Annotated in this window: 30 protein-coding genes; 12 read left to right on the top strand and 18 right to left on the bottom strand. The window is 64.8% G+C overall.

What is annotated here, in order from left to right:
* Nucleotides 1-21: 21 nt before the first annotated feature.
* From KTJ89_RS09400 to KTJ89_RS09365, 8 genes are all read right to left on the bottom strand, one after another.
* A complete protein-coding gene (locus KTJ89_RS09400; RefSeq protein ID WP_259357498.1) occupies nucleotides 22-1,203 on the bottom strand; it encodes an NAD(P)/FAD-dependent oxidoreductase in 1,182 nt (393 codons plus the stop codon).
* A gap of 66 nt (nucleotides 1,204-1,269) precedes the next feature.
* Entirely contained in the window at nucleotides 1,270-2,070 is an 801-nt protein-coding gene (locus tag KTJ89_RS09395; protein ID WP_172170497.1) for an SDR family NAD(P)-dependent oxidoreductase, read from the bottom strand.
* A gap of 42 nt (nucleotides 2,071-2,112) precedes the next feature.
* Entirely contained in the window at nucleotides 2,113-3,486 is a 1,374-nt protein-coding gene (locus KTJ89_RS09390; protein WP_259357497.1) for an NAD-dependent succinate-semialdehyde dehydrogenase, read from the bottom strand.
* Between the two features lie 121 nt (nucleotides 3,487-3,607).
* Nucleotides 3,608-4,003: a general stress protein gene (locus KTJ89_RS09385; protein WP_172170493.1), complete on the bottom strand. Its 396-nt coding sequence runs from the start codon at nucleotides 4,001-4,003 to the stop codon at nucleotides 3,608-3,610.
* Between the two features lie 228 nt (nucleotides 4,004-4,231).
* Entirely contained in the window at nucleotides 4,232-4,591 is a 360-nt protein-coding gene (locus tag KTJ89_RS09380; RefSeq protein ID WP_259357496.1) for a hypothetical protein, read from the bottom strand.
* Nucleotides 4,592-4,685: 94 nt separating this feature from the next.
* The gene (locus KTJ89_RS09375; RefSeq protein WP_259357495.1) at nucleotides 4,686-5,981 is read right to left on the bottom strand and encodes an MFS transporter; all 1,296 of its coding nucleotides are present in this window, start codon (nucleotides 5,979-5,981) and stop codon (nucleotides 4,686-4,688) included.
* Between the two features lie 165 nt (nucleotides 5,982-6,146).
* Nucleotides 6,147-6,380, bottom strand: a complete 234-nt coding sequence (locus tag KTJ89_RS09370) for a hypothetical protein (protein ID WP_139468239.1) — start codon at nucleotides 6,378-6,380, stop codon at nucleotides 6,147-6,149.
* Nucleotides 6,381-6,656: 276 nt separating this feature from the next.
* Nucleotides 6,657-7,316, bottom strand: a complete 660-nt coding sequence (locus KTJ89_RS09365) for a DUF998 domain-containing protein (RefSeq protein WP_259357494.1) — start codon at nucleotides 7,314-7,316, stop codon at nucleotides 6,657-6,659.
* Nucleotides 7,317-7,455: 139 nt separating this feature from the next.
* On the opposite strand from KTJ89_RS09365, the gene KTJ89_RS09360 reads away from it, so the two are divergent.
* Entirely contained in the window at nucleotides 7,456-7,938 is a 483-nt protein-coding gene (locus KTJ89_RS09360; protein ID WP_259357493.1) for a MarR family winged helix-turn-helix transcriptional regulator, read from the top strand.
* 13 nt (nucleotides 7,939-7,951) lie between these two features.
* On the opposite strand, the gene KTJ89_RS09355 is transcribed toward KTJ89_RS09360, so the two are convergent.
* Genes KTJ89_RS09355 through KTJ89_RS09345 form a run of 3 tightly spaced genes read right to left on the bottom strand, consistent with a single transcriptional unit; the run spans nucleotide 7,952 to nucleotide 10,568 of the window.
* Nucleotides 7,952-9,094: an aminotransferase class V-fold PLP-dependent enzyme gene (locus KTJ89_RS09355; RefSeq protein ID WP_259357492.1), complete on the bottom strand. Its 1,143-nt coding sequence runs from the start codon at nucleotides 9,092-9,094 to the stop codon at nucleotides 7,952-7,954.
* A gap of 44 nt (nucleotides 9,095-9,138) precedes the next feature.
* Entirely contained in the window at nucleotides 9,139-10,020 is an 882-nt protein-coding gene (gene fdhD, locus KTJ89_RS09350; RefSeq protein ID WP_259357491.1) for a formate dehydrogenase accessory sulfurtransferase FdhD, read from the bottom strand.
* Between the two features lie 14 nt (nucleotides 10,021-10,034).
* The gene (locus tag KTJ89_RS09345; RefSeq protein WP_181270673.1) at nucleotides 10,035-10,568 is read right to left on the bottom strand and encodes a MogA/MoaB family molybdenum cofactor biosynthesis protein; all 534 of its coding nucleotides are present in this window, start codon (nucleotides 10,566-10,568) and stop codon (nucleotides 10,035-10,037) included.
* A 304-nt stretch (nucleotides 10,569-10,872) separates the two neighbouring features.
* Between KTJ89_RS09345 and KTJ89_RS09340 the strand changes: the two genes are divergently transcribed.
* The 4 genes from KTJ89_RS09340 to KTJ89_RS09325 all read left to right on the top strand — a co-directional run bounded on the left by KTJ89_RS09340 (nucleotide 10,873) and on the right by KTJ89_RS09325 (nucleotide 13,752).
* Nucleotides 10,873-11,361 (top strand): DoxX family protein, encoded by a 489-nt coding sequence (locus KTJ89_RS09340; protein ID WP_259357490.1) that lies wholly within the window; start codon nucleotides 10,873-10,875, stop codon nucleotides 11,359-11,361.
* A gap of 167 nt (nucleotides 11,362-11,528) precedes the next feature.
* Complete coding sequence (locus KTJ89_RS09335) at nucleotides 11,529-11,975, top strand: MarR family winged helix-turn-helix transcriptional regulator (protein ID WP_259357489.1); 447 nt, start codon at nucleotides 11,529-11,531, stop codon at nucleotides 11,973-11,975.
* 62 nt (nucleotides 11,976-12,037) lie between these two features.
* Nucleotides 12,038-13,189 (top strand): LLM class flavin-dependent oxidoreductase, encoded by a 1,152-nt coding sequence (locus KTJ89_RS09330; protein ID WP_259357488.1) that lies wholly within the window; start codon nucleotides 12,038-12,040, stop codon nucleotides 13,187-13,189.
* Entirely contained in the window at nucleotides 13,186-13,752 is a 567-nt protein-coding gene (locus KTJ89_RS09325) for an NADPH-dependent FMN reductase (RefSeq protein WP_259357487.1), read from the top strand. Before KTJ89_RS09330 ends, KTJ89_RS09325 begins: the two co-directional genes overlap by 4 nt.
* Before the next feature lie 69 nt (nucleotides 13,753-13,821).
* On the opposite strand, the gene KTJ89_RS09320 is transcribed toward KTJ89_RS09325, so the two are convergent.
* Nucleotides 13,822-14,448, bottom strand: a complete 627-nt coding sequence (locus KTJ89_RS09320; protein WP_259357486.1) for a TetR/AcrR family transcriptional regulator — start codon at nucleotides 14,446-14,448, stop codon at nucleotides 13,822-13,824.
* Between the two features lie 79 nt (nucleotides 14,449-14,527).
* On the opposite strand from KTJ89_RS09320, the gene KTJ89_RS09315 reads away from it, so the two are divergent.
* Both KTJ89_RS09315 and KTJ89_RS09310 read left to right on the top strand, forming a co-directional pair.
* Nucleotides 14,528-15,061, top strand: a complete 534-nt coding sequence (locus tag KTJ89_RS09315; RefSeq protein WP_259357485.1) for a hypothetical protein — start codon at nucleotides 14,528-14,530, stop codon at nucleotides 15,059-15,061.
* Nucleotides 15,062-15,544: 483 nt separating this feature from the next.
* Entirely contained in the window at nucleotides 15,545-16,774 is a 1,230-nt protein-coding gene (locus KTJ89_RS09310; protein WP_259357484.1) for a calcium:cation antiporter, read from the top strand.
* An 80-nt stretch (nucleotides 16,775-16,854) separates the two neighbouring features.
* Here KTJ89_RS09310 and KTJ89_RS09305 read toward each other — a convergent pair whose 3' ends face one another.
* The gene (locus KTJ89_RS09305; protein ID WP_259357483.1) at nucleotides 16,855-17,322 is read right to left on the bottom strand and encodes a winged helix-turn-helix transcriptional regulator; all 468 of its coding nucleotides are present in this window, start codon (nucleotides 17,320-17,322) and stop codon (nucleotides 16,855-16,857) included.
* 76 nt (nucleotides 17,323-17,398) lie between these two features.
* Here KTJ89_RS09305 and KTJ89_RS09300 point away from each other — a divergent pair, with 76 nt between their 5' ends.
* Both KTJ89_RS09300 and KTJ89_RS09295 read left to right on the top strand, forming a co-directional pair.
* Nucleotides 17,399-17,839, top strand: a complete 441-nt coding sequence (locus KTJ89_RS09300; RefSeq protein WP_259357482.1) for a PaaI family thioesterase — start codon at nucleotides 17,399-17,401, stop codon at nucleotides 17,837-17,839.
* Between the two features lies 1 nt (nucleotide 17,840).
* Nucleotides 17,841-18,356 carry a PaaI family thioesterase gene (locus KTJ89_RS09295; protein ID WP_181270680.1) on the top strand — a complete coding sequence of 172 codons (516 nt, stop codon included), beginning with the start codon at nucleotides 17,841-17,843 and terminating at the stop codon, nucleotides 18,354-18,356.
* A gap of 3 nt (nucleotides 18,357-18,359) precedes the next feature.
* Here the strand turns inward: KTJ89_RS09295 and KTJ89_RS09290 are convergent, their stop codons facing one another.
* Both KTJ89_RS09290 and KTJ89_RS09285 read right to left on the bottom strand, forming a co-directional pair.
* Nucleotides 18,360-19,961 (bottom strand): AMP-binding protein, encoded by a 1,602-nt coding sequence (locus tag KTJ89_RS09290; protein ID WP_259357481.1) that lies wholly within the window; start codon nucleotides 19,959-19,961, stop codon nucleotides 18,360-18,362.
* Nucleotides 19,962-20,147: 186 nt separating this feature from the next.
* Nucleotides 20,148-21,203 carry a GmrSD restriction endonuclease domain-containing protein gene (locus KTJ89_RS09285; RefSeq protein ID WP_259357480.1) on the bottom strand — a complete coding sequence of 352 codons (1,056 nt, stop codon included), beginning with the start codon at nucleotides 21,201-21,203 and terminating at the stop codon, nucleotides 20,148-20,150.
* A gap of 320 nt (nucleotides 21,204-21,523) precedes the next feature.
* On the opposite strand from KTJ89_RS09285, the gene KTJ89_RS09280 reads away from it, so the two are divergent.
* Together KTJ89_RS09280 and KTJ89_RS09275 are read left to right on the top strand one after the other, a co-directional pair.
* Nucleotides 21,524-21,727: a DUF5808 domain-containing protein gene (locus tag KTJ89_RS09280; RefSeq protein ID WP_259357479.1), complete on the top strand. Its 204-nt coding sequence runs from the start codon at nucleotides 21,524-21,526 to the stop codon at nucleotides 21,725-21,727.
* Between the two features lie 146 nt (nucleotides 21,728-21,873).
* Nucleotides 21,874-22,566, top strand: a complete 693-nt coding sequence (locus KTJ89_RS09275) for a hypothetical protein (protein WP_259357478.1) — start codon at nucleotides 21,874-21,876, stop codon at nucleotides 22,564-22,566.
* A gap of 142 nt (nucleotides 22,567-22,708) precedes the next feature.
* Here KTJ89_RS09275 and KTJ89_RS09270 read toward each other — a convergent pair whose 3' ends face one another.
* Entirely contained in the window at nucleotides 22,709-23,506 is a 798-nt protein-coding gene (locus KTJ89_RS09270) for an NAD(P)H-dependent oxidoreductase (RefSeq protein ID WP_259357477.1), read from the bottom strand.
* Between the two features lie 80 nt (nucleotides 23,507-23,586).
* Between KTJ89_RS09270 and KTJ89_RS09265 the strand changes: the two genes are divergently transcribed.
* A complete protein-coding gene (locus KTJ89_RS09265; RefSeq protein ID WP_139468224.1) occupies nucleotides 23,587-24,528 on the top strand; it encodes an AraC family transcriptional regulator in 942 nt (313 codons plus the stop codon).
* Nucleotides 24,529-24,542: 14 nt separating this feature from the next.
* On the opposite strand, the gene KTJ89_RS09260 is transcribed toward KTJ89_RS09265, so the two are convergent.
* Together KTJ89_RS09260 and KTJ89_RS09255 are read right to left on the bottom strand one after the other, a co-directional pair.
* Complete coding sequence (locus KTJ89_RS09260; RefSeq protein WP_259357476.1) at nucleotides 24,543-25,343, bottom strand: sulfite exporter TauE/SafE family protein; 801 nt, start codon at nucleotides 25,341-25,343, stop codon at nucleotides 24,543-24,545.
* A gap of 15 nt (nucleotides 25,344-25,358) precedes the next feature.
* Nucleotides 25,359-26,165 (bottom strand): thioesterase family protein, encoded by an 807-nt coding sequence (locus KTJ89_RS09255; RefSeq protein WP_259357475.1) that lies wholly within the window; start codon nucleotides 26,163-26,165, stop codon nucleotides 25,359-25,361.
* Nucleotides 26,166-26,207 lie beyond the last annotated feature (42 nt).

Raw genomic sequence — 26,207 nt, 5'->3', positions numbered from 1 at the left:
GGTTCTTCCCGGAGACTCAGTTCACGAGATCCTGGTCACGAGGTCACCCGGTGTGTGGTCCCAGTCTTCGGCGAGGATCTCCCGCGCAGCGTCGAGACGATCCTCCATATTCACCATGAGGACTCCCCGGACGCGTCCGTCCGCGCCGAGGTAGTACACCACTCCATCCGTATGGGGCTTCTTCCAGTCTTCGACGGTGCGCAGCGTCGGATCGAGCTCTCCGACAGCCTGGTACCCGAAGTCGAAGACGTTCGTGTAGAAATACGGCGTATGGGTGTAGGACTCGTCCGCGCCGGCCATGATCCGACCGACGGCCCTGCCCATCTGGGTGGCGTTGTCAACGTGTTCGACACGCTGTCGTCCGAGGATCCTGTCGGGATAGCGAGCAACGTCTCCGGCTGCGAAGACGTCCGGCTTTGAGGTCCGCAGCGATTCGTCGACGATGATCCCGTCGTCCGTGTCCAATCCCGCCTCCTCTGCGAGCTGGGTCGCAGGTTCGATGCCGAGGCCGACGACCACTGCATCGAACTCATGGGACTCGCCGTCGCAGTCGAGCACCACTCGATCGCCGTCGACGTGCCCACCCGAGGCCTTCGTGCCCGGCACGAGAGTCACTCCGTGGCTGCGATAGAGTTCGTGGAACTGCTTGGCGAGGTCCGGCGGGAAGATGGAGCCGCCGAGGGTGTCGTCGTCGAAGATCAGAGTCGTTCGGGTCTTATTCTGCACCAGGGCGGCGGCGAGTTCGGTGCCGATGAAACCGCCGCCGATGACTGCGATGCTCAGGTTCTGGCCCGACAGATCCCGCAGACGGCGGTAATCGTTGAACTCGCGAAAGCAGATGACCCGCTCACCTTCGTCCAGATCGATGCCCTTCGGTCTCCCGCCGGTGACGAAGAGCAGCTTGTCATAGGTGAAGTCCCCGAGGGTCGTCCTCACGGATTTCGCTTCGACGTCGACTGCGGTCGCCTCCGTGCGGAGGCTGATCCGGGCTCCGGTCGCCTCGGCGGTGTCGAAGTAGTTGTCGCTCTCGTCGAAACTCTCGTCGGTCCACAGTCGCTTGCTCAGCGCGGGACGCGTATAGGGCTCGTCGACGTCATCGCTGATGATGGCGATCGAACCCTCCTCGTCGATCTCCCGTATCCCCTGGGCCGCGGAGTCAGCGGCCATGCCGCCGCCGATGATCACATATCGGAACTCAGCCATGTCGGATGCTCCTCTTCCTGTCGTCTCTGCTGTGCCTGTATTCGGTGTTCGGGACGCTCTGGCGCACTAGATCGTGGCCACCGATCCAGCGTCCACGCGATAGTTCGAACCGTTGACGAAGCTCGCGGCGTCCGAGCAGAGGAATGCGATGACCTTGGCCACCTCCTCCGGTCGGCCGCGACGACCGAGTTCCATGAACGGACGCTCCTCGCGCAGGAACGAGGCGATGGCCTCATCGAAGCTCGTTCCCTTCTGCTGGGCTCGCTCATTCATCATCTCGTCGGTCATCGGGGTCGCGATGAACGCCGGAGAGACGGTGTTGACCAGCAGTCCTTCGGAGGCGTAGGTGCGCGAGAGTCCCTTGGCCAAGGAGAGCATGCCGGCCTTGGCCGCACAGTACGGCAGCTCGTCGTCATAGGGCTGCACCGCGTCTTCAGAGGACACGAACACGATACGGCCCCAGCCGCCTCGGCGCAGCCCCGGAAGGAACGCCCGAGTGACACGGACCGGTCCCATGAGGTCGACGTCGATGGTTCGGTCCCAGCCCTCCTGGCTGATCTCGTGGAACAGCCCGCCGGCCCCGTGGATGCCGGCGACATTGACGAGGATGTCGAGGTCGCCGACGTCGGCGGCGACGGACGCGGCGAGTTCGTCGACTGAATCGTCATCGGCGATATCGGCGTCGTGGGCGTAGATGCGCTCCTTGAACTCGGCGAGTTCGTCGACTGCGGCTTTGAGTTCGTCGGGCTCGGGCCCGGTCATCACGACGACGGCTCCTTCGGCGAGGAGCTGACGGGCCGTCTCCAGCCCGATGCCCGAACTCGCCCCCGTCACCAGTGCCTTGCGGTCGCGGATGTTGAGATCCATCTGTCTCCTTCCGGTATCTCGGACGACAGTCGGTCTGCTGTGTCAGGGCGTACGGATGAGCTTCTTGTTGACGAACTCGCGAACGCCCTCTGCACCGAGCTCCCGCCCGACGCCGGAGCGCTTCGTGCCTCCGAAGGGCAGGTCGGGTTCGGTCCAGGTGGCCTGGTTGATCCACACCATTCCGGTGTCGATGCGGTCAGCGACGCGTTGGGCCTTCTCGATGTCGTCGCTGACAACCGTGCCGCCGAGTCCGAAGGACGAGTCATTGGCGAGTGCGACGGCTTCATCCTCGTCTGCGACCGAGTAGACGACCGCGACGGGTCCGAACAGCTCCTCCGAGTAGGCGCGCATCTGTTCGGTCACCCCGGTCAGCACCGTGGGTTCGACGAAGGCACCCGGTCGATCGACTCGGTGCCCGCCGGTGTGCACATGGGCCCCGTGGTCGATGGCGTCCTGGACCTGCTCCATGAGGTCTCGGGCGGCCTGTTCGGAGGACAGAGGCGCCATCGTGGTGACGGAGTCTGCTGGGTCGCCGGCGACGAACTGCGACATCTTCGCCGTCAACAGATCCACGAACTCGTCGTAGAGATCGTCGACCACGATGAGGCGCTTGGAGGCGATGCAGCTCTGGCCGGAGTTCGTCATCCGCCCTTTCACGGCGGCGGTGACGGTCGCGTCCAGATCCGCGGAGTCGAGGACGATGAACGGATCACTGCCGCCGAGTTCGAGGATGGACTTCTTCAGATTGTTCCCCGCACCGCTCGCCACGGCTGCACCAGCGCCTTCGGAACCGGTCAGCGAGGCACCGCGAACTCTCTCGTCCGCGATGATCGTCTGGATCTGATCATTGTCGGCGAAGACGTTGCGATAGCAGTCGGACGGCAGCTGCGCATCGTTCATGACCTGTTCGAAGGCCAGAGCCGACTGCGGACAGTTCGAAGCGTGCTTGAGGATGATGGTGTTGCCCGCCACGAGGTTGGGTGCAGTCAGGCGGACCACCTGGTAGTAGGGGAAGTTCCACGGCATGACACCGAGGATCGGACCGATGGGTTCGAACTTCATCACCGCGCTGCCTCCACTGGACGGTGCGAGCACCTCGTCAGAGAGCAGCAGGGGTCCCTCTTCGGCGTAGTAGCGCAGAATCCGCGCTGCCAGTTCGACCTCTGCTTCGGCCTCAGCGCGCAGTTTGCCCATTTCGAGTGTGAGGAGCTCAGCGAGGTCCCACTTGCGCTCGCCCATGAGATCCGCCGCTCGGGCGAGCGGTGCAGAACGTTCCCGGACATCGGTCGTCCGCCATGTCTGGAAGGCCGCGTCGGAGGCGTCGATGACGGCGGAGATCTCGTCGTCGCTGGCTGTGGGAAATTCCTTGAGGACCTCTCCGGTCGCCGGGTTCGTGGTATTGAATTTCGCGGTCACGGCTTCTCCTTTCCTCGAGGTTCGTCGAGGTGCTCTGCGGAGCAGCAATCGTCTCCGCTCCGCGACCTCTGCCGAACCGAGACTCCACCGTCCCAAACGTCGACGTCCGCGACCAGCCCCCTTACGGTGCCCGGCGATTGCCTTTATAATCCGCACGGAGATCGGGGTCGTCGATCACAAGCAGAATCGCTCCGTTGTCGAGATCATCTTCGAACTTCTCGATCTCATCGGAGTCGAAGCCGTACCGCTGAAAGCGGTTCCTGAGTTCGTCGCCTCGTTCGTTGTACCGCTCGGCCACGAGCTCTCCGAGGCCTTCCAGGGTTCCGCCGGTGCCGACCACTTCGTCGGTGCTCTCCGCATCGTGGGCGAAGACGTGCAGGGCCGTCTTCGGCACGCCTTCCGACGCGAGTTTCTGCAACTGATTGAGCACACCGATGTCGTCGTGAAAGGTCTTCACGATCGGCTTGTGACTCGTCACGTCCGGCTTCTGTGGGTTGAGATCGTCGTTGCTTCCCATGCCGCTCAACATAGCATTGCAGAGTCGCCGGCACGGCGGACGATGTCAGGCCGGAAAGCGACTCAGGCAGGCACGCCGCCCAGCATGGTGGCGATCAGCCCCAGTATCGCCAAGGCCGCGATGACGATCACGATCACACGTTTGCGCATGGTCCGGATTCTACTGCGACCCACCCGCCGGATGTCCAAGGCGCCCGACTGCGGGCCACCGTCATCACAGAGTCGCCCGTCACCACGGGTTGGCCTCCTGCCAGCGGGTGAACCAATAGCGGTCACCCTGGTAGTGCGACTTCTCCGGCTTGCACCCTTTGAGATCCGAATGCTCGCCCAGCCACGTCCGCACCAGCGGCATGACCTCGTCCAGACGATCGACCCAGTCATCGAGCGGCAGCAGCAGAACCGATCCGTCGTCGGATTCCAGCCGGCATGAATAGTTCGGCAGCCCCTCGGTGATCTGCGAATGCGTATACCTGATCTGATCGCAGCCGGTGGTGAGGTAGAAGCGGATGAACTCACCGCAGACATAGGAGCACAGCGTTTTGTAGTTCCGGTAGCGGATCATCCACGCCGGAGGATCATATTCAGACATGTGTTCTATTCTAGGTCCTGAGTCTGACAACTGCCGAGGCGGTCGAGGATTCGGGCGAGGGACAGCCGCCGCGGTCAGTGGACGGGGGCCTGCGTCAGCGGCGTGAGCTCACACGAATCAGGATGAGCGCGAGGATCACGCACAGCACATAGGTGATGCCGACGGCGATCCAGCCGAGCACGAACCCGCCGGGTGAGCCGACGATGACGCCCATGAGCAGCGGTCCCAGGGCGAAGCCGAAGAACATTCCGGCAGTGACCATGCCGCTGGCCGAGACCATCGAGGATGCCGGGATCGCACGCATGAGTGCGGCCATGAGCACGACCGAGACGCCGAGAGCCGAGATTCCGTGGAAGGCCACGGCGACCCAGACAAGCAGAGCCCACCCGGCAACGTCGGCGATGAGGAACAGCACCGCCCCGGCCAGCGCGATGAGGGCGAGGACCAAAAGCAGGCGCGGCCCCGAGGCGCCTTTGGCCATGCGTCTGGCCCAGGTGACGCGGGCGATGACGCCGATGACGCCGGCCAGTGCAGCCGTGGCGCCGCCGAGGACGAGGTTGAACCCCATCTCCCGCACGGCGAAGAGCGGTATGTACACGTTCGTCGCCTGCACGCCGATGCCGTTGATGAGCCCGAACAGCGCCAGGGCCCACACCATGCCGGGGTGCTTGGCCGGACGGGTAGGGGCAGGTTCGGGTTCGGTGTGGGCCGCCTCGGCGGGGGTGCCGGTTGTGCCGGTCTGGGCGTTGTCGTGGTCGGCCGCCTCGTTGGCGGTGTCGGTTGAGGTTTTCGGAGCGGTCAACAGCGGGGTGGTGCGCAGGGAATACCAGGTCATCGCGAGCAGGACGAGCGGGATGATCGCGACGGTGAGTGCCGCGCCGCGCCAGCCGATGCCGAGCGCGAGGACGGGGAAGGCGAGGCTGGCGACGAGCTGACTGACCTGGACTCCGGACTGCTTGATGCCGACCCAGCCGATGCGTTTGGTGTCGGGGACGCGTTCGAGGAGGATCCGGTTGGTCACTCCGTTGGGAAAGGATTGGGCGATGCCGGACAGGGCGGCGGCAAGCAGCAGCATCCAGAATCCGTCGGGCACGGCCACGAGCACGAGTGCGACGGCTGCGAGGACGAAGATGAACGCCATGAGCGAAAGGTCGGTATGCCGGTCGGCGAGACGGCCGAGGGTGGCGTTGCCGATCGCGGCGGCGCCGAAGCAGGTGGTGGCGAGCAGGCCGAAGTGGGCTTCGGAGATGCCGAGCTCGGCGATGATGGAATCGCTCGTGGCGCTGAGGCCGTAGAGCATGATGGGCCCGGCGGCGACCGCGCCGAGGAGGACGGTGAGAAGACCGATGCCAGGTGTCTTCTGATCCGGTTGCTGGCCCTGGTCGGCCATTGTCCACCTCCTGTCGCCGGCATGCTTCAAGTCAGCATGCTAGCCGGAGGCTGACGACGGGTGTTGCGGTGTCTCAGGAGCGGTTATGCAACCGCGGTGGCACAGCGCTACGGGGGGCAGAACGGTTGCAGGTTTGGGCAGGTCTGTCGCGGATTCCTCCGCGGTTCAGCTTTTCGAGCGCCGCACCGAAGATCGGTAAGCCAGGGCGATGTCAATGGCGAGGATGCCCGCACCGCCGACGAAGACGGCGAGCGCGACCGCCACCGGGTGCGGTTCATTCCATGCCAGCAGCCCGCACAGTACGGAGGCGAAGATGACGATGAGGGCACCGTTGCGGAATCGCCGGACCAGGCCGGCCTTCTCATCCGAGTTCTCAACGGCCTGCAGCGTGTAGGTCATCGTCACTCCATCTCGTTGTCGGCATCTCCGCCAGGTGCGGTCGGAATGCGCCGGGGTCTGTCAGCCGCGCCCGTTCCAGTCACACCGGACAGGCACCGACAGCAAGATTAGGCTGCGAGTTCGGGCTCGAATTGCCACATGAAGAAATTGTTGAATGTTTCAGAATTTTCACAAAGCCGTATTACCGCGACCGGCTGGGCCGGACGCCTGCTCGCCCCTGGCAAACGTCCGATCGATCGTTATGACTGTGTTACCGAATTGCTGAGGGTTCGGGGATCAGCGCCGGGACAGGTCGGGGTGCGGGACGATCCGGTAGACCCAGAGGCAGCTGACGAGCAGCCAGGCGAATCCGGCGACGACGGCCAGCCACAGCAGACCCACGCCGAACGGGGAGGCAGACAGCGCGGCCCCGGCGAGGAACGCGACGACCACGACGACGCCGAGGATGCGTGACAGTGCGGCGCGGCCGCGCTCGCCGCGACGGGCGAAGGTGCAGGCCAGGATGAGTGCCGCAACGGTCAGGCCGATGAACTGGGCGGCGCCCATGACCAGGTGCAGGATCCCACCGGTGGTGGCGGTCGCCTCGGCGCCGGGAGGGAAATCGGCAACGGGATCGGGGCGGAATACCCCGGCGAGCACGAGCGCGGCGCCGGCGATGATGACGGCGATGCCGGTGCCGCGTGACCGGTCGGTGGGCGCGCGCAGCAGTCCCCACCCGGCGACGATGACCATGATGCCGGTGGGGGCGAAGTTGAGGATCTGGAGCCAGCCGCCCTCACCGAGGCTGAGCAGACTGAGCGAGTGACGGGTCAGGTCGAATCCGCCCCTGGTCAGGGCAAGGATGAGGCCGAACACAATGTAGAAGGGACCCGCGACGACGCCCCACCCGAGCATCGATCGGGTGACTGCGGCACGGACGTCGAGACCATCTGACATACTATTACGATAAACGAAATATCTTGAAACCGAAAGAGTTTGCTGCGTGCGGGTCTGGACTGGTTGCGGGTCTGGACTGAATGTAGGTCTGGCGATGGCGGCGCACTTCTTCCCCGCCGAAGACTGAAAGGATGTGGACATGAGCGATCCTGTTCCCCAAGTCCCCGAGATCAACTCGGGCGACTCCCCGATGTGGCGCGTCCTCGACCGCTATCGGGAGCTCGAACTCCAGCTGGCGATCTTCGGCCAGCACCTCAGTGCGCGACTGGGGATGCGTCCGATCGATCTGCAGTGCTTCAACCTCGTCCACCGTCACGAGGCTGTGACGACCGGTGAGCTCGCGCGGATGCTCGCGCTGCCTCCGGCGACGACGACGGGCATCATCGATCGGCTCGTGCAGCAGGGCTGGGTGATCCGCGAGCGCTCGGAGACCGACCGGCGCACCGTCGTCGTCCGCGTTGATCCGACTCGTCCGCCCGAGCTGTTCTCGCAGTTGGCACCTTTGGGTGAGGAGCTCAGCAGCGGCTTGTCCGGGCTCGATGACGCAACCCTGGAGACGATAGCCGGCTTCCTCGATCACGCCGCCGAGGCGACCCGCCGCGCGACCGGGAGCCAGGTGTAGCCACCCGCTCCTGTCAGACGGTCGCCGTGTCCATCACAGCGTTGAGCGCTGTATCGACATCGGCCTCGTCGTTGAAGAGGTGGAATCCGAAGCGCATATTCCCTCCGGCCTGCGAGTACCTGACTCCGGCCGCGTCGAGTCGATCGACGGCCCCAGGCCAGGACCGGTCAACGATGTCGAGGTCGATCGACACGATCGCCGAATTCGACTCTGCAAGGCCGAGCCCGGTTCTGAAACGATTGGCCAGAGCGAGGTCGTGGGTGTGGATCTGGTCGACGCCGACGTCGAGCAGCAGTTCGAGTGCTGGAGCCGTACCGACCCACGAGTGCCAGGCCGGTGAGATGTCGAAGGCGCGGGCACCGTCGGCCAGATGCATCGGCATCCCGTAGCTGGCTGCTCCCCCGGCTGCGAACCAGCCTGCCTCCAGAGGCTTGAGTCGGTCGAAGTACTGCGCACGTTCTGGGTGGGATTCGCCGGCGACTGTCACCGTCGACGGCATCGTGAGGAACGCTGTCCCGCGCGGGGCGCACAGCCACTTGTAGGCGGCGACGGCGAGGAAGTCGACGTCGGTGGCGTTGAGCGGCAGCCATCCGGCTGCCTGAGTGCCGTCGAGGACGGTGAGCGCTCCGACTTCGTGTGCGGCGCGGGTGACCGCCGGGATGTCGGCGACCTCGCCGGTCGCAGACTGTGCGGCGGAGAAGGACACGAGCGTCGTGGACTCGTCGACCGCCTCGGCGAGGGTGTTCAGCGGCGCGGTGCGCACCCGCACCCCGCGGTCGGCGTGGACGGCGAACGGGTAGACCCCGGAGGTGAACTCGATGTCGGGGATGAGGACCTCCGCACCGTCGGGCAGTGCGGCGGCGATCGGGGCGAGCAGTTGGGATACGGCGGCCCCAGTGGTCACCTGAGCTGCAGCAACGCCGACGAGGCGGCCGAAGAGTTCACGGCTGGTGTCGACCGATTCCGCCCACCGCGGCCAGGGCATGCTGCCGACCCGCCACTCGTCGAGGGACCGTTGCAGCGCATCCCATCCGCGCCGAGGCGGCGGACCGTAGGAGCAGGAATCAAGGAAGGCCGTCTGCACGTCCCATTCGGTGTGTGCCTGCGCGATGGTCAGGCGGGAGGTGAAGCCGGTGGGATCGTCATTGATGTCCATGCCAGCGAATCTAGCACCGGAAAGGCGGGGCCGCCTCGGGGAATTCAGGCCACGCGTTCTGGATACGAGTACGCGTTGAACTTGCCCTTGCGGTTGAAGCCGATAACGCTCACGCCGACGTCCTTGCCGTAGTCGACAGCCATCGCCGAGGGGGCGCTGACGGCCGACATCATCGGGATGCCTGCCATCGCGCATTTCTGGACGAGTTCGAACGATGCCCGCGCGGACACCTGCAGGACGGTCGATCGCAGCGGCAGGCCACGGTTGGCCATGGCCCAGCCGATGACCTTGTCGACGGCATTGTGCCGGCCGACGTCCTCGCGACCGACGAGCAGTTCGGGTTCTGTGTTCGGGTCGTCACCGACGGCGAAGAGCGCCGCAGCATGGACTCCGCCGGTCTTGTCGAAGATCTCCTGCGTCTGCCGCAGCCGATCGGGCAGCTCACCGATCCGGGCGGCGGAGAGCAGCTGCGGGAACTCGTACTCCCCCTGGTCCTCGACATGAAAAGCGGCGGGGATGAGCGGGAACGCGGAGGTCTTCGTCACCGCATCGGCGGCCGCGGTTCCGCAGATCCCGCACGAGGATGAGGTGTAGACGTTGCGGGCCGGAGCCGTCTCTGGATTCCAGATCCCAGGAGCCAGACGCACTTGGGCGACGTTGTAGTTCCGGCTGCCATCGGGGGCGAGCCCGGCGGAGAAATTGACCTCTTCGATATCGTCCATCGAGGTCACGACCGCCTCGGAGAGCAGATAACCGGCGATGAGTTCGACGTCGTGTCCGGGGGTGCGCATGGTCACGGTGTACTGCTCACCGTTGAGCTGGATCTCCAGCGGCTCCTCGCCTGCCAGGGAATCCGGACCGGCCGAGATCTCACCGGTGGCGTCGAACTTATAGACCCGGGCTCGCACGGCCTTGCGCATCTGCATTCTCCGTTCCTCTCTCAGACCCGGGGGCCGTGGTCGGTGGTGTCCTCGACGGAGGTCTGAATGTGCTCAAGGAGGTCGTCGATGACGGTGATTCCGTCCTTGACCCCGCCCTTCGAACCGGGGAAGTTGATGACGAAGCTGCGTCCGCGCACTCCCGCGACTCCGCGGCTCATCACCGCCGAGGATGTCGACTCGAGACCCTTGCGCCACATCGCATAGATGAGGCCCGGGGACTGGCGTTCGAGAAGTTCGGCAGTGAACTCCGGAGTGCGATCGTCGGGAGCGAGCCCGGTGCCGCCGCTCGTGACGATGACGCGAGGACGGTCGGCTTCCGGAGTGTCGACGAGGAGTTGCTTGAGTGCGTCGCCGACGGGTTCGCCGTCGCGGACGACGATAGCCTCGGGAGTCTCATAACCGCGGCCGCGCAGCCAATCGACGAGGATGGGGCCCGTCGTGTCCGCGGCCTCTCCCCTGGCCGCCGAGGTGGAGGCAATGATGACCGCAGCCTTGCGTCCCGCCCCGAGGAGCTCGCTGTTCTCTTCGCTCACCTATCTGCCCTCTTCCCAATCAGTTTCAATCGCACCCGTAAGCGGCACATCTGGTACGTGCGCCTGCTCGCGATCCCTGCGCTCACCCACGAGGCACGGCTACTGCCACCATTGTCCCACTCCGGTCGGGGATGACCAGAGACGGCACGACCCCGGGTCGCGGGGAAGAGACGGCAGCGCAAGGGACGAATCGTTGAGGGCTGCTCTCGCTGCAATGCCTCGTTGGCGATAAGGGATTGCCAGCGTATTGCCATGTTCGGCACATACCGTGTGATTGCAATTTCAACCAATCATGGAGATCACCGTGTACGCAACGACCGGACTGCCGACCTTTGCCCGCGACATCATCACTCTCATTGCCCGGATCGGCCTCGGCGCGATCTTCATCGCCCACGGGTGGCAGAAGTTCAACGAGTGGACCATCGCCGGAACGAGCGATTCGTTTGCTCAGATGGGAGTGCCGATGGCCGATATCGCGGCCCCGGTCGCGACCTTCGTCGAACTCATCGGCGGAGCACTGCTCATCCTCGGTGCGCTCACTCCCATCGTCGGATTCCTGCTGGCAGCCAACGTCATCGGCGCCCTGATCATCGTCCACCTCACCCCGACCCCGTTCGTCGATCAGGGAGGCTGGGAGCTCGTCGCCTCACTGGCCGCAGGCGCTCTGCTGATTGCCGCTGCAGGTCCTGGCCGTCTGAGCGTCGACCGCCTCCTCTTCGCCGGCAAGGCAGGAAAGGCAGGCAAGGGACGTAAGCGCTCGAGCGCATCTCGCGCCGTGGCCGCTGACGCCTGAGCTACAGCAAACGCCAGGCACTTGGCTTGCCCAACGCCGTCACCACCCTCGCCGCGGACCATTTCCGACCCCTCGCACGCCGCAGGTAATGTGAGGGCAGGTCGGGATGGCCGCTCGCGGCGATCACGACGTCAGCGGCAGCTACGCGATCAGCAGAAGGAGAAGCGGTGGATGATCTGAGCCTGAGCACGCTGATCTGGCTGCGCATGGCCCGCTTCGTCCAGAACAGCAACCAGCTCTCCAATGAGCACCTGCGGCAGTTCGGGCTCACCGTCGCCCAGTTCGAAGCCCTTGCCCATATCCGCAATTTCGAGCCGATCACACAGTCCGCTCTCGCCGAAGGACTGACCGTCAGCAGCGGCGGGATCTCCCGCATGCTCGCCCGACTCGAGTCCGAGGGCCTGATCTCTCGCGAACAGGACTGGAAGACCAAACACATCTCGCTGACACCCAAGGGCCGCGAACTCCTCGAACGGGCGTTTCCCTCGCAGCAGGAACAGCAGGCGTCTTTGTTCGACGGTTCCTTGAGCGAGGACGAGAAGGTGCAGCTGCACGCACTGATGAAGAAGCTCTACGACACCAGCCGGAAGCGCGGCGAGAACCCGCGGGAATAATCCCGCGGCCGTATCAGTTGACATGGCAAATGACATTTTCGTCACCGTCACGAGGAGACACCTTGAGCGAGTCCGCGCAGCTGCACACCACCCCTCAGCAGCATTCCGAAACGACTGAATCCCTACCGTCACAGCAGCCGAACTATATGCACGAATTCGGTTTCGACCAAGGCCAGGGACTGCAGTTCGGCATCTACAGCCTCGGCGACCATCTGCCTGACCCGCACGACGGGTCACGCGTCGACGCGGGGCAGCGCATCCACGATTTCATCGGCTACGCCCAAGCCGCCGAAGCAGCCGGACTCGACTTCTTCAGCCTCGGCGAGAGCCATCAGGAGTTCTTCGCCTCGCAGGCCCATGCCGTCATCCTCGGTGCCATCGCCCAAGCCACGGATACGATCCGCATCGGCAGCTCCTCGACGATCCTGTCGACCTCGGACCCGGTCCGGGTATTCGAGAACTTCGCGACGATCGATCTCATCTCCGGCGGTCGTGCCGAGCTCGTCGCCGGTCGCGCCTCGCGGGTCGGTCTGTTCGAGCTCCTCGGCTACGATCTGCGCGACTACGAAGAGCTCTACGAGGAGAAGCTCGATCTGCTGCTCAAGATCAACCGCGAACAGCAGGTGACCTGGTCCGGGCAGTTCCGGGCTCCGCTCAACGACGCCGAGGTCCTCCCCCGCCCCACCGGGCAGGCGCTGCGCATCTGGCGCGCCGTCGGCGGGGCACCGGCGAGCGCGGTGAAGGCGGGACTAGCCGGGGTCCCCATGGTCATGGCCCACCTCGGCGGGACCACCTCGGTGTTCAAGGGCACCGTCGATGCCTACCGTCGCGCGGCCGCGCATGCTGGATTCGATCCGGCCATATTGCCGATCGCCACGGCGGGATTCTTCCATGCCGCGGAGACCTCGCAAGAGGCGCTGCAGGCGATGTATCCGCACATCAACGAGGGGATGAAGCGCACGAACGGGCAGGGCATGCCCAAGCAGCATTTCGCGCAGAGCGTCCACCCGGCGTCCATCGCGAACATCGGCAGCCCTCAGCAGATCATCGAGAAGATCCTCCACCAGCATGAGGTCTTCGGTCATCAGCGCTATCTCGCACAGGTCGACTTCGGCGGGATGGCCTATGCCGACGTGATGAAGCAGATCGAGATCATCGGCACCGAGATCCTGCCCGCCGTCAAGAAGTACACCGCAGAGGAGGCCATCCGATGAAGATGATTCTGCTGTCCGGCTCGAACGTCGGGACGAAGACCCGGACCGTGATCGATCACCTCGCCGAGGCGGTCACCACCTATGACTCCACTATCGAAGTGAGCGTCATCGATCTCGCCGCGGCGGACATGGTCTTCGCCGACGGTCGGAACTTCACCGAGTACACCGGTGATACCGGTCGAGTGGCCCGGGAGCTCATGGACGCCGATGCGATCATCATCGGCACCCCGATCTTCCAGGCCTCGATTCCGGCGGCGCTGAAGAACGTCTTCGATCTGCTGCCGACGAGCGCCTTCCTTGATAAGGTCGTCGGCGTCATCGCCACGGCCGGTTCGTCGAAGCACTATCTCATTCCGGCCCAGCACCTGCTGCCGATCCTGACATACATGAAGGCGCAGGTCGTCCAGCCGTATGTGTTCGTCGGCGAGAGCGACCTGCACCGCGGCGAGATCGTCAGCCACGACGTCCTCCAGCGCCTCGACCGTCTCGTCGAGGACACGATCGTGCTCACCCGCACTTTTGCCTCGATTCGGGAGGAGCGGGACGCCGCCTACGGGTTCTGATCGTTCAAGAGCGAAGTTCGCCCACCGTCTGAATATGCGAACTCTGCGTGCAGCGTCCCATGACCAAGGTCAGGCGTGCAGACGCTCGAGATGCGCAGCCAGAAGCTCGCGAGCACGCTCGGGGTCCAGGACCTCGGGGTGAAGCGCCGAACGCAGGGTCAACCCATCGATGAGGGCAGCGAGCGTCTCGGCTTCGGCTTGAGCGTCGAGGCCCGTGTGCAGGACCCCGCGGGCACTCATACTCTCAACGACTCGGGCCATGAGATCACGGGTGCCGCGCACGGACGTTTCGAAGACGTCGGCAAGCTCCGGCGTCGTGCGCGCCTCCTCTTCGAAGGCCAGCCACACCACTGACTCCCGCCGCCGTGTCTCGTCGAGCGGCAGCAGTTCGGAGAGGAAGTCGACCGTCAGCTCTTTGGCCTGATCGTGATCGATGTTCCCGGAATCGAGTTTGGGGAGCATGTCGGCCAGTCGCGCTTCCAGCCGAGCCCCGACACGCTCGACGAGGGTTTCGAGCGCGAAACGCACGATCCCGTCGGCGCCGGAGAAGTAGTGCCTGATGGAGCCGATGGCCAAGCCGGTTTCATCGGAGATCGTCCGCAGCGAAACCATGGAGAGTCCCTGCCTGAGGACGATGGCGAAGAGCGCATCGGCGATGAGCTCTCGGCGTTGAACAGGGTCGACGAATTTCGGCATAGATCTTTTATAGCACACCTCTGCCACAACGTGCTATCGTTTTAGCACGAGCCTGCTAACACATCAAAGGAGATCGCCCATGTCACCCCTCCTCATCGCCCTCGGAGTCATAGCCGTCATCGTCGTCGTCATCGTTCGACGCTTCCGCGGAGAGCCCGTCGACGCCAAAGATCTCGCAATTCCACCGTTGATCCTGCTGGGACTGGCCATCAAGGAACTGTGGGGATTCAGCCATTGGACACCGGCGAACGTCACCTTCCTGACCTCCTCGGTGGTGGTCGGTGTCAGCTTCGGAATGCTGCGCGGAGCATCCACGGTCCTCTTCGAACGAGACGGGGCTCTCCACCAGAAATACACGGTGAAGACGATGATCATCTGGGCATGCAGCCTGCTCGCAGGGCTGGGCCTGCATTTCGGAGCTCAGCTCATCGGCGCCGAAGAAGCCGTTCGTCCTATGACGCTGAGCATCGGATTGAGCCTGCTCGGCGAAGCGATCACCTGCGGCGGGCGGGGTCTGCAGTCGGGCATTCCTTTCAGCAACCGCGACGCGATGCGGAACAGCTCCGACACATCAGCACTGAGCGGGATCGTCGACCGCGTGCGACACCGGTGAGCGGGCTCGTCGACCACGTGCGACAGCCGTGAGCGGCAACGTCGAGCGCTTTCGGCACGGTTGACGACGAGCAGCACTGTTTCAAACGTGGGCCACTCAACTCAAACCGTGCCGTAGCGGTTGCCCGATCCAGCGAATCGGTACACCCTGCTCTGAATTTCACAGCGAGGAAAGTGGTCATTTCAGAAGAGTCTGTGCCGAAACAGCCATCGGTGTGAGGCTCCCTCTGCGGGCTCGGGCTCCTTCTGGGCTCCCTGCGTCCCATTCCCGGCCGGCGAACGGCACACGCCCTCCAACACGCTCCCCATGTGGCCGACGGCGCGCACTCCCCGCAATAGCGCCCCAGGTCATCCGGTGCCCCAGGTCACCGGATTTGCCGGGCTAGATGGGCCTGGATAACCTGAAAGCGGAAGGAACCAGTCGGGACGGCCCGGCTGAGTGAGACTCACGATGAGGACGGCCTCAGAGACAGGAAGACCTTTCATGACCGCCGCCCTCCGCTCCATCGTCACGCCGACCGCAATCCTGCGACTCGTCCTCGGCTGGGGCGTCTTCATCGCCCTGCAGTTCATGGGCTCTCTGCTAGCCTCACCGGTCCCCCTGCCGCTGCTCGTGACCGCACTCGTGGTCATCATCGCGGTCATCCTCATCTGCGCCTTCGGCGTCGTCACCGAGGCCGAGCACTTAGCGAACCGCCTCGGCGACCCCTACGGCTCACTCGTGCTGACGATCTCGATCTGCCTCATCGAGGTCATCCTCATCGCCGCGGTGCTGCTGGGCCCCGGCGACCACGCAACGATCGCCCGCGATTCGGTGATGGCGGTGTCGATGATCATCCTCAACGCCGTCATCGGCCTGTGCCTGCTCGTCGGCGGACTGCGCCACGGCGCGCTCACCCACAACCGCACCGGCGTCTCGAACTACCTGGTCATGATCGTCGTCTTCGCCGCCCTCGCCTTCGCCGTGCCCGCCCTCATCGGCACCCCCGATGGCGCATACGAGATCTGGCAGGAGATCCCGATCATCGTGGTCACCGTCGGCTCCTACGCCTTCTTCCTCTACCGCCAGATGGGACCGCAGGCCCACGAATTCACCGAGGTGGCCCCCGTCGAGGCCGTGCAGGCGATCACCTCATCGACTGCCGAAACGAGGCAGTCCTCCCCCGCCGAGGCGGCCGACCTGTCCGAATCACGCCGGCCCGAGGCGGCCGACCCGGCTGACGACGAACCCCAGAGTATCGTCGAGATCCTCTCGACCCACCGCGTGGAGATCGTCCTCCGACTGGTCCTCCTCGTCGCCACGGTGCTGCCGATCGTGCTGCTCTCCCACGACATGGCCACGTTGCTCGATGACGGCCTGGGCCGCCTCGGCGCTCCGGTGGCACTATCCGGGGTGGTCATTGCGATGATCGTGTTCCTACCCGAGACCCTCACCTCTCTGCGGGCGGCCTGGAATGGCGAGATCCAGCGAGTGAGCAACCTCTGCCACGGTGCACAGGTCTCCACGGTGGGACTGACGATACCGACGGTATTGGTCATCGGTATGCTCACCGATCAGCAGATCGTACTCGCCGAGTCACCGATCAACCTCGCGCTGCTGGCGATCACGCTCCTGGTCTCCATCATCGGGTTCGCCGCCAAGAAGGTCACCGCCGTCCAGGGGGCCGCTCATCTCATCATCTTCGTCGTGTTCGGTCTCGCGCTCTTCGCGTGACCTGCCCAAACAGCGCGTGAGCTGCTGAACCGACGCGTGAGCAGCCTACGGCTTCGCCAGAGCGCCGGGGCCGGGAGGACTTACGCTCTCACTTCTGCACCGGGGCCGGGCGCTGTCTGGCCCTCGCTCGGCGAGGTGAGCTCGTGGCCGGCCGCGCACATGACTTTCGCCTCGACCGGTTCGCAGCAGTCGCGGTGCGTCACGTCTACCGGAGGGCCGTCCGGCCCTGAGCAATGCCTGTCGCCCCACTGGAGAAGCGCGATGAGCACGGGATAGAGATCGCGGCCCTTGTCAGTGAGTCGATATTCCTTTCGCGCTCGCCGACCCGGTTCACTGTAGGTCGCGGGCTCGAGGAGACCGGCCGCGACGAGTGTGCGGAGACGTTCGGCGAGCACCGGATCGGAGACCCCGAGGTGGTCGCGCAGCTGATCGAATCGCCGCACACCGTTGAACGCATCCCGCAGGATGAGCAACGTCCACTTCTGTCCGATGACATCAAGACTGCGTCGGATCGAGCAGGCAGCGGAGTCGTATTCGAGCCATTCCATGTCCCCCTCCTTCGGTTGACCGTCGTCGACGCCCTAGGCTAACTTCATAATAACAAGTCAGATCGAAGGAGAACACATGACTGATGACGCGCAGGCCGCCCAGACCCCCGATGTCTCGCTGGAGAAGGCAAGTCGATTCGTCGCGGCTTCCGGTTTCGTCGTCGAGGAGGTGACGGCCACCTCGGTGCGGGGATATGCCGAACTCGACGAGAATCACCACACTCCATGGGGCGTCATCCACGGCGGCGTGTACACGACCATCGTCGAAAGCGCAGGCAGCATCGGCGCTTCATACGCCGTGGCTGAGCGCGGCGAGTTCGCCGTCGGCGTCCACAACGCCACCGACTTCCTGCGCCCGAGCACGGGAGCCCGCGTCAATGTCGAGGGCAACGCTCTTCACCAGGGACGCACTCAGCAGCTCTGGGAGATCATCATCACGGATGCGGTCAGCGGAAAGCAGCTCTCACGCGGCCAGCTGCGCCTCCAGAACGTCCCCATGCCCGAAGGGAGCAACTGAGATGAGCACCGAGGCTGAGCCGAAACTTCGCGAAACGACCGTGACCTGGGGCGATCCGGCCATCGGTCTCAAGCAGCTTCCCCACCTCGACGGATTCGACTTCCTCCAGAAGATCGCCGACGGCGAGATTCCCGGCGCTCCCATCGGAGCACACATCGGAATGGAATTCACCGAGGTGGAGCGGGGAAAGGTCACTTTCACCTGCCATCCCGACGAGTCCCACTACAACCCGATCGGAGTGGTCCACGGCGGTCTGGTCTGCACCCTGCTCGACTCGGTCCTCGGATGTGCCGCGCATTCGCTGCTGCCCGCAGGTATGGGCTACACGTCGATCGACATCAACGTCAGCTACCTGCGGCCCGTGACCGCCGACAGCGGCCCTCTGGTCGCCACCGGCAGAGTCACCAAACCGGGACGCCGGGTCACCTTCGCCGAGGGTGAGGTCGTTGACGCAGCAGGCAAGACCGTCGCGACGGCAACGAGCAGCTTGTTGGTCTTCCCTCTCGAATCGGCCTGAACCTCAGCTCCCAGCCATCTCCCGCAGTGCGTTCTTGCGGATCTTGCCGGTCGACGTCGTCGGCAGCTCGTCGACGAATTCGACTCCGGCCGGAGCCTTATAGGAGGCGATTCGGGTCTTGACGAATGCGATGAGATCGGCTTCGGTCGCCTCGTTGCCGGGCGCAAGGACGACGTAGGCCAACGGTCGCTGTCCCCACTTCTCGTCGGGCATTCCGACCACGGCCGCCTCGGCGACGGATTCGTGGGCGACGAGAGCCTGCTCGACCTCGATCGTGGAGATGTTCTCTCCGCCGGAGATGACGATGTCCTTGGCACGGTCGAGGATCTGGACATACCCGTCGGGGTGCATCACGGCAAGATCACCCGTGTGGAACCAGCCGCCGCGGAACGCCTCGGCGGTGGCTTCGGGCGCGTTGAGGTAGCCCTTCATGACGTTGTTGCCGCGCATGACGATCTCGCCCATCGTCACCCCATCGCGAGGCACGTCGGTGAGCACATCGTCGTCGCGCAGCTCGACCACGCGCATACGTTCGGCGCTGATCATGCCGACCCCCTGGCGGGACTTCAGCTTCGCGCGCTCCTCCACCGGCAGGCCGGTCCATCCGGGCTGCGGTTCGCACGAGGAGTACGGGCCGTAGGATTCGGTAAGTCCGTAGACGTGGATGACCTCGATGCCGAGGCCCTCCAACAGGGCGATCGTCGTCGGCGACGGCGGGGCGCCGGCCGTGGTGATGGACAGCGATCCATCCAGGTCGTGGGCCTCCTTGGCCCCGGCGATGGTGTTGAGCACGACGGGAGCACCGGCCATCCGCGTGACCTTCTCCTCGTCGATGAGCCGCCAGGCTTCTGGTCCACGCACGGCTCGGATGCACACGTGCGTGCCCGACACCGCGGTCAGCGCCCAGGTCGTGCACCAGCCGTTGCAGTGGAACATCGGCAGCGTCCACAGGTACTTGGTCAGAGCCGGGAAGTCCTGCGTGATGACCTCGCCGAGCGAGTTCAGGTACGCCCCGCGGTGGGTGTACATGACGCCCTTCGGCCGGCCCGTCGTGCCCGAGGTGTAATTGACGGTGATCGTCGCCGTTTCGTCCTCGACCTCGTAGGCGCGGGGTGATTCCGGCGCCGAGGCGGTCCAGTCGGCATACGCTTCCACGCTGAGATCCGCGGCGGCCACCTCACCTGGGGTGCCGTCCTCGTCCGGGTGGACGACGATCGTGTCGACGGCGTTCGCAGCTCCGGCATCGATGACCGGCTGGAGGAGTCCGGCATCGCCGAAGAAGAACTTCACTTCGCTGTGGCCGAGGATGTACTCCACCTCGGGCGGCGCCAGTCGGGTGTTGAGCATGACGAGCACGCCGCCGGCCAACGGGACCGCGTAGTGGGCGATGAGCGCCTCGGCACTGTTAGGGGCGAGCACCGCAACCGTATCCCCTGGCTTCAATCCACGGCGGACGAGTCCTTCGGCGAGGTTCTGGACGGTCTCAGCCATCTGCCGGTAGGTGAAGCGGCGGGGCCCGTCGACGATCGCCTCCCGGTCCGGGTGTGCCTCGAGCGAGCGCTCGAGGAAGCGCAGCGGAGTCAGGGCGGTATCGAGTCCGGACATGGGAATCTCCTCATCGTCGATGATCGTGGCGGCCGTCGGCAGGCGCAGCTGCGACGGTATTCGACTTCAGATTACCGAGCGACTGTGACCTCGTGCACACCACCCCTCGCCGAGGCGGACGGCCGGCAGCGCGACCGTTTCCTGTCCGCGCTTCGGTTCCATGCGAATGTGAGCGTGACGCCTCCGCTATTCGCAGCCGATTCCGTCGCCGTCGCGGTCGAGGTGGGACCCGTATCCGGGGTCGCCTCGGCGAACGGGTGCGGCACCGGCTTCGCGGGCGGCCGTGCAGTTCTCGAAGTAGGACGACGAGTTCGATGAGCCACCTGATGATCCGCTCGACGACGATCCCGGGCTCGAGGATTTCTGCTTCGCCGGGCGGGTCTCTTCCTTCGTGGTGACATTGTCGCCGTCACCGGGGCCGGGCCAGTCGACATCCTCGGCGAAGGCGGGCTGGTCGTCGCACTTCGCAAGCACGCGTTCCATGGCGGCCTTCTCGGCCGGGACCACCCACAACTCGTATTTGTGCTTCACGGCGATCTGTCGGGCGACGTATTCGCAGCGAAAGCTCTTGTTCGGCGGCAGCCAGGTCGCGGCGTCGCCGTCGCCTTTCTGTCGGTTGAGGCTTGAGCTGACGGCGAGCAGGTTGAGCGGGTCGTTGCCGAATTCCTTGAGCGTCTCGGCGTCGAATTTGAAAGCCCCGGTCTGCCAGGCGTCCGATCGGGCGACGACATGGTCGATGTCGACGGCGTTCACGCCCCGGTCGAAGTCGTAGGTGTCGCCGGCATAGGGGTCGTCGAGCGTTCCGGCCAGCACGATGCATCCTTGAGTTCCGGCCTTGAGGGTGATGGTCGTGAGGTCGCGGCGGAGTACGTCGTTGCGGGTGTCGCAGCCGTTGTGGTCGGTGTCCGCACGCCATTTGAACAGGTCACCGTCGTAGCCGGTCTTCGGTGCCCGGCCCTTGACCGTGAGTTCGTCCAACATCACCGAGGCGGTCCCCGTCACCGCGCTGCCCGCGCGGCCTTCGTCCTCTTCGCCGGCTTCGTCGGTGTCATCGCTTGTCGCCGATGTCGAAGGGTCGGCGCTCGGCTTCGGGGCCTCACGTGTGGGTGTGGGGTCGGCGGTGCTGGATGAGGCGGTGTCCACGGCCGGTTGGGCATCCTCGGCGCATCCGGCCAGGAGGCCGAAGGACAGAACTGCTGCGAGTGCCGCGAGTGTGCGGCGTGAGGAAGAGAGCAAGGGCATGGTCTTTCGGGCGTGCAGGCTCGCTGGTGACGCGAGATGGTTCAGACGTGGTCGTGGACCGAGCCGACACGAAAGCCGCTGCTCGATCCACTTCGATCAGTGTAGGTCCGGCGGAGCGACGATGGCACTGGATCAGCCGGAACGTATCCCATTCGTTAGATTACGCGGACGACATTGGTCTGGTGCCAGAACGACCGGGTCGGACGATCACCAGATCGCGAGCGGGGACACTGGCCGGACAGCAACCGCCGAGCGTGCGGCACACGGGCATAGACTGTCAACTGAACTTGTCTTCGAAACCCGGAAAGCCGTGATGTTCAATGAGCGAGGATCCCGACGTTGAGGCCCTCCGCCAGGACGATTCCAACTGGAAGCTGGGCCTTTTCTACGCATCGATGCGAGACCGCGCTCCGCTGATCCCGAAGCGCTACGGCTGGGGATGGACCGTGAACTTCGGCAGCCCCTGGATCTGGTTGGCCGGAGTCATTCTCGTCATCGTGGTCGTCTGGGCCGTGTTCTTCTGACCCATCTTTCGAGGGCGAGGCTCTGCTCGCCCAAGGTGTGGCCCGATTTCGGCGCGCTCTGACTGTCTTCTTCCCATCTGACTCCACCGGCGGGTGGGTGCATGATGGAAGGGAACGGTGAGCAGCCTCGGCGAGGAGGATTTTCGATGCGACACGATGAGGAGCGTCCGCGCACCAGCGGGTTCCTGGCCGATGGGACGGCGCCGGGGTACTGGACGCAGGTGCTCGGGTCGATGCGTGCGAATCCGTTCACGCATCTTTCACTGGATGAGGTGCGCGCCGAGGCGGCCCACCTCCTCATCGTCGCGCCCTCCCCCGAGGTGGCCCGTGCGTGCTTCGGGGAAATGCTCGATGCGTTCGGGGACTCGATTGAGATCGCCGCCGTCGACGAGCTTGTTCCCAACCACGTCCCCGCGGGAACGTGGGTGTTTCTGCCGCATCGGCAGGACGGGTGGACGGAACTCGAGGACGCCTCGGCGAAGGTGCGGGCAGCATTGGTCAAGGAGAATTCGTCTCGCGAGGCCTCCCACAAGCTGGTTCTCATGGAGTACGGGATCAACCTGTGGATGTGGGCCGAGCCGCCGTCGAGCGGAGGCGACCCCGTCTGCCATGCCGGCGAACTCATCAGCTGGGAAAGCGCCTGGGCGCTGGGCACGAGCGGAAGCGATGAGAGTGATTCCGGTAGCGGCACGGAAGGTGCGACTGTCGCGGGAAACGCTTTCACGACAGAACTGTCACCACTGGCTGTTTCTTCGGAAACTGCGCGTCCGGCCTCAGCCCGCCCGCCGATCTACTTCGGCCTGCCACCTATTCTGCGCAGGCGCCGCTGGGACAACTGAGCACATTCTCTGACCCACCCTCGTCGACCGCTCGAGTTAGCCTCGAGCGCACACGCATTGCGGATTGAGGCGAGCGCTCGGCGCTCATGCGAGCGGTCGGTGGCCAGGAACATGGCTGAGGCGAGGCATCGAACAGCCTCGGTCAACCGGCCCGGTGGATCGTCAGGTCCGTGCGTCCGGGATGGACGCTGTCGACCAGCGCCCGAGTGGACCGGTCATAGTCTCCGCCCAGCATTCGACGGTAGGGACGCGCACGTTCCTCGCGCAGTCCCGCGATCCGAGCGGTCAGTCGCGTGGCCTCCCGTTCTCTGCCGTCGGCACCGAGCCCATCCGCGTCATAGACTACGTGGAGGTCGAGGGTTTCGATCCCGACGTACCACAGTGCACCGTGTGTCAGCGGAAAGAGCAGTGATTCGAGGTCGCCGCTGATTCCGCGTGGGCCCAGTGTTCGACTGTCGTCTCCTGCTGTGACGATGATCAGTGCTTTCCTGCCCATGAGCCGACCGTCGCCGTAGCGTCTCGGCAGCCCGGTGGAGTCATCGACGTCGCCTTGCGCGAAACCGGTCTGCAGCACGCGGTCGATCCATCCTTTGAGCATCGCGGGAGGCCCGTACCACCACAGCGGAAACTGGAGAACCAGGAGTTCGGACGCCGCCAGCCGCTCCTGTTCGCGTCTCACCTCAGGCTCGACCTCACCCCGGGCATAGGCTTCGCCAGTCAGTTCCGCCAGGTTCCCACCGGCGCCGGACAGACTTCCGAGATCATGCTCACCGAGCGTCGGGTTGAAGCGATCGGCGTAGAGATCCGACACTGTGAGCTCGTATTTTTCGGCCAGCGCGGATCGACCGACTTTGAGCAGGTGCCTGTTGAGCGACTCTGCTTGCGGATGTGTGTAGACCCAGTGGGCGTGACCGGAGATCGGTTCATGAAATGAGTTCATGACTCAATTACATACGAGGCGCACGAGACGGAGAATAGGTGGCACGATCAGATAGATGCTCCATCGTCTAAAATGGCAACGTGGATGCTCTGACAAATGTGCTCACACATATCCGGTCGTCCGGCGCGCTGCTGGGTAGGACTTTGGCGAATCCGCCATGGTCTGCAGTGTTCGCGGAGAAGTCCTCTCTTACGCTCGTCGCCATGATCCGGGGTGATGCGTGGATCGTCGATGGTGGACAGTCTCACCGACTCAAGCCCCATGACATCGCCGTTGTCGTCGGACAGGCCCCTTTCGAGGTCACCAGTGACCCCGGAATGTCTCCTGATCCCATGTACGTCCAGACGGAGTCGGGAGTCTGCCTTGCCGCAGACGGAGGTGTGGCCGACAGCATTGCGCTGGGGACCCGGACCTGCGGCACACAGTTGGATGCCGATGACACTATGCTGACCGGATCATTCACTGTGAACGGTCGCGTAGCCGACCGCCTGCTGACGACACTCCCTCGGGTATTCGTCGTACCGCACGAGTCACAGCGCACGAAGACGCTGGGTCTTCTTGAGACGGAGATCATGCGCGAAGAGCCCGGACAACAGGTCATCCTCGATCGACTGCTCGACGTCGTGCTGGCTGCGGCGCTGCGGGACTGGTTCGCAATGCCCGAAGTTCAGGCCCCAGGCTGGTACCGCGCGAGCTCCGACCCGACCGTGGGCGCCGCGCTCAACGCCATCCATGATTCCCCGCAGCACCCATGGACCATCGCGACTCTGGCCGAACAGTCCAACGTCTCGCGAGCGACGCTGGCGAGACGTTTCACCGAACTGTTGGGAGAGCCCCCTCTGACATACCTGACGAGCTGGCGTCTGTGCTTGGCCGCCGACCTCCTTGAACAGAGCGACTCGACAGTCGAATCCGTGGCGCTCGAAGTCGGCTACTCCAGCGGATACTCACTCAGCACTGCCTTCTATCGCGAGTACGGGATCCGCCCCAGCCGGTATCGCAGGGCGTCAGCAGACGCCTGACTGCACCTGCTTCCTCACGCCGCAGCGACGACCACCCCGGCCGCCACAAGCAACACGAAATACCCCCAGGCGTGGAGGATCTCGGGGATCTTCGGCACCCGACGGCGCAGGAACACGATGATCGGCAGTCCGCCGATGAGCAGCGCCGCGGCCGCCACCAGGTCGAGTGATCCCACGATGCCCGGGGCATCGATCGCCGCCGGGGTCAGGATCGTTACGAGCACGGCCGGGCTCATGATCACCAAGGTAAGGGGGTTGGCCAGGGTCGTGGCCACGGTCATCGTGGCCCCGGACCGGCGCATCATCGGTACCGTCATCACCGACCCGCCGACGCCGAGGAACGACGCAAGCCCACCGATCGGCGCACCCCAGACCGCTGCGATTCCTCGGCCTCCCTCGCTGACTTCGCCAACGTCATCGACGACCGCGGCCTTGCGTCGGAAGAATCCGGGCCGGGCGAGCAGATCGATGGCAGTGGCCGCGATGTACGCGACGAACCCCCACTGCAGCAGCGCGTCCGGTGCGAATCGTCCTGCGAACGCACCCAATCCCCCGCCCAGCGCGAGCAGCCCGAGCAGCCACCATCGCCCTTTCAGGTGGGCGAGCGTGGATCGCTTCGTCGACACCGTCGCGACGATCGCGTTGACGAGCATCACCAGCGCCGAGGTGGCCGCCGCCACCCGTGCCGTGTCATGTCCGAGATCCGCATCGACGAGGGTGATGATCGGGACCGTGACGAAGCCGCCGCCGAACCCGAAGAGCACGGTGGTCAGGCCGACGAGGCAGCCGATGAGGACGAGTCCGAGGAATTCCATGACTGGCGGGAAACCTCAGAGCCGGGCGATGAGCAACGGCTGGGTCACCGATCCGACATATCCGTGCTCGTCGGCCAGATCACCGTCCGTGACACCGCGCCCATCAGGGCCGACGTGGGTGCGGGCATTCATGTTCAGCCACTCCGACCGCGGTTCGCGAGCGAAGGTCAGCGACAGTGACGGCGGAATGAACGTCCACTCGCCGAACGGAACCGCCGCCGAGACGCCGTTCGCCGAGTCCGCAGCGATGACGAAGCGTTGGATCGGGCTCGTCTCCTCACCAGCGACGAACGGGATGCGCGGTCGCACCCACACATCGGCCGCGCCAAGTTCTTGGAGGCCGCCGGAGACGAAGCGCCACTCGATGGCACGCCCATAGCCCCAGTCGGGGCTGATACCGGGGAAGTACTTCTGTTCCTGCGGGCCTGGCACAGCGGACGTGTCGAAGGTCGAGGCCACCTCGGCGCAGGATTCCGGGGTGGACCGCATCCTCCACGCTGTCGCGGTCACGGCGAGGCGGTCCTCGGCCCAGAGTTTGGCCTCGACGAGTTCGATGCGCTTGCCCGGACGCATGATCGTCGCCTCGGTGCGGATACGGCCCTGCGGGATGGGGCCGAGCATGTCGATCGTCAGCCGCCCGATGCTCATCGCCTCGTCCTCACGGACTCGTTCGACGGCCCTGGCCAGCAGCGCGGCGGGCGGGCCGCCGTGCTGCATCGCCTCATCCCACGGGCTCGTCGTCGCACGTGTGGAGTCGAATTCGTCCTCGCCGCGCGGAAGGTAGAAGGCCTCGGGAAGCGGGCTGACCTCGTTGTCTGTCATGCAATTTCCTCAGTCGTTGAGCGTTTCCACCATTCTGCCCGA

The organism is Brevibacterium sediminis, assembly GCF_024895295.1.
Taxonomy (GTDB): domain Bacteria; phylum Actinomycetota; class Actinomycetes; order Actinomycetales; family Brevibacteriaceae; genus Brevibacterium; species Brevibacterium sediminis.
The sequence above is the reverse complement of the archived record's forward strand: the minus strand, read 5'-3'. Positions and strand labels throughout refer to the sequence as shown.

Coding starts and splice junctions, on each gene's coding strand:
- KTJ89_RS09310 (WP_259357484.1), top strand. CDS start 15,545: ATGACCGCCGCCCTCCGCTCCATCGTCACGCCGACCGCAATCCTGCGA.
- KTJ89_RS09400 (WP_259357498.1), bottom strand. CDS start 1,203: ATGGCTGAGTTCCGATATGTGATCATCGGCGGCGGCATGGCCGCTGAC.
- KTJ89_RS09305 (WP_259357483.1), bottom strand. CDS start 17,322: ATGGAATGGCTCGAATACGACTCCGCTGCCTGCTCGATCCGACGCAGT.
- KTJ89_RS09355 (WP_259357492.1), bottom strand. CDS start 9,094: ATGGACATCAATGACGATCCCACCGGCTTCACCTCCCGCCTGACCATC.
- KTJ89_RS09260 (WP_259357476.1), bottom strand. CDS start 25,343: ATGGAATTCCTCGGACTCGTCCTCATCGGCTGCCTCGTCGGCCTGACC.
- KTJ89_RS09290 (WP_259357481.1), bottom strand. CDS start 19,961: ATGTCCGGACTCGATACCGCCCTGACTCCGCTGCGCTTCCTCGAGCGC.
- KTJ89_RS09285 (WP_259357480.1), bottom strand. CDS start 21,203: ATGCCCTTGCTCTCTTCCTCACGCCGCACACTCGCGGCACTCGCAGCA.
- fdhD (WP_259357491.1), bottom strand. CDS start 10,020: ATGCAGATGCGCAAGGCCGTGCGAGCCCGGGTCTATAAGTTCGACGCC.
- KTJ89_RS09270 (WP_259357477.1), bottom strand. CDS start 23,506: ATGAACTCATTTCATGAACCGATCTCCGGTCACGCCCACTGGGTCTAC.
- KTJ89_RS09375 (WP_259357495.1), bottom strand. CDS start 5,981: ATGGCCGACCAGGGCCAGCAACCGGATCAGAAGACACCTGGCATCGGT.
- KTJ89_RS09370 (WP_139468239.1), bottom strand. CDS start 6,380: ATGACCTACACGCTGCAGGCCGTTGAGAACTCGGATGAGAAGGCCGGC.
- KTJ89_RS09275 (WP_259357478.1), top strand. CDS start 21,874: ATGCGACACGATGAGGAGCGTCCGCGCACCAGCGGGTTCCTGGCCGAT.
- KTJ89_RS09385 (WP_172170493.1), bottom strand. CDS start 4,003: ATGGGAAGCAACGACGATCTCAACCCACAGAAGCCGGACGTGACGAGT.
- KTJ89_RS09360 (WP_259357493.1), top strand. CDS start 7,456: ATGAGCGATCCTGTTCCCCAAGTCCCCGAGATCAACTCGGGCGACTCC.
- KTJ89_RS09380 (WP_259357496.1), bottom strand. CDS start 4,591: ATGTCTGAATATGATCCTCCGGCGTGGATGATCCGCTACCGGAACTAC.
- KTJ89_RS09395 (WP_172170497.1), bottom strand. CDS start 2,070: ATGGATCTCAACATCCGCGACCGCAAGGCACTGGTGACGGGGGCGAGT.
- KTJ89_RS09280 (WP_259357479.1), top strand. CDS start 21,524: ATGAGCGAGGATCCCGACGTTGAGGCCCTCCGCCAGGACGATTCCAAC.
- KTJ89_RS09255 (WP_259357475.1), bottom strand. CDS start 26,165: ATGACAGACAACGAGGTCAGCCCGCTTCCCGAGGCCTTCTACCTTCCG.
- KTJ89_RS09365 (WP_259357494.1), bottom strand. CDS start 7,316: ATGTCAGATGGTCTCGACGTCCGTGCCGCAGTCACCCGATCGATGCTC.
- KTJ89_RS09325 (WP_259357487.1), top strand. CDS start 13,186: ATGAAGATGATTCTGCTGTCCGGCTCGAACGTCGGGACGAAGACCCGG.
- KTJ89_RS09300 (WP_259357482.1), top strand. CDS start 17,399: ATGACTGATGACGCGCAGGCCGCCCAGACCCCCGATGTCTCGCTGGAG.
- KTJ89_RS09315 (WP_259357485.1), top strand. CDS start 14,528: ATGTCACCCCTCCTCATCGCCCTCGGAGTCATAGCCGTCATCGTCGTC.
- KTJ89_RS09295 (WP_181270680.1), top strand. CDS start 17,841: ATGAGCACCGAGGCTGAGCCGAAACTTCGCGAAACGACCGTGACCTGG.
- KTJ89_RS09320 (WP_259357486.1), bottom strand. CDS start 14,448: ATGCCGAAATTCGTCGACCCTGTTCAACGCCGAGAGCTCATCGCCGAT.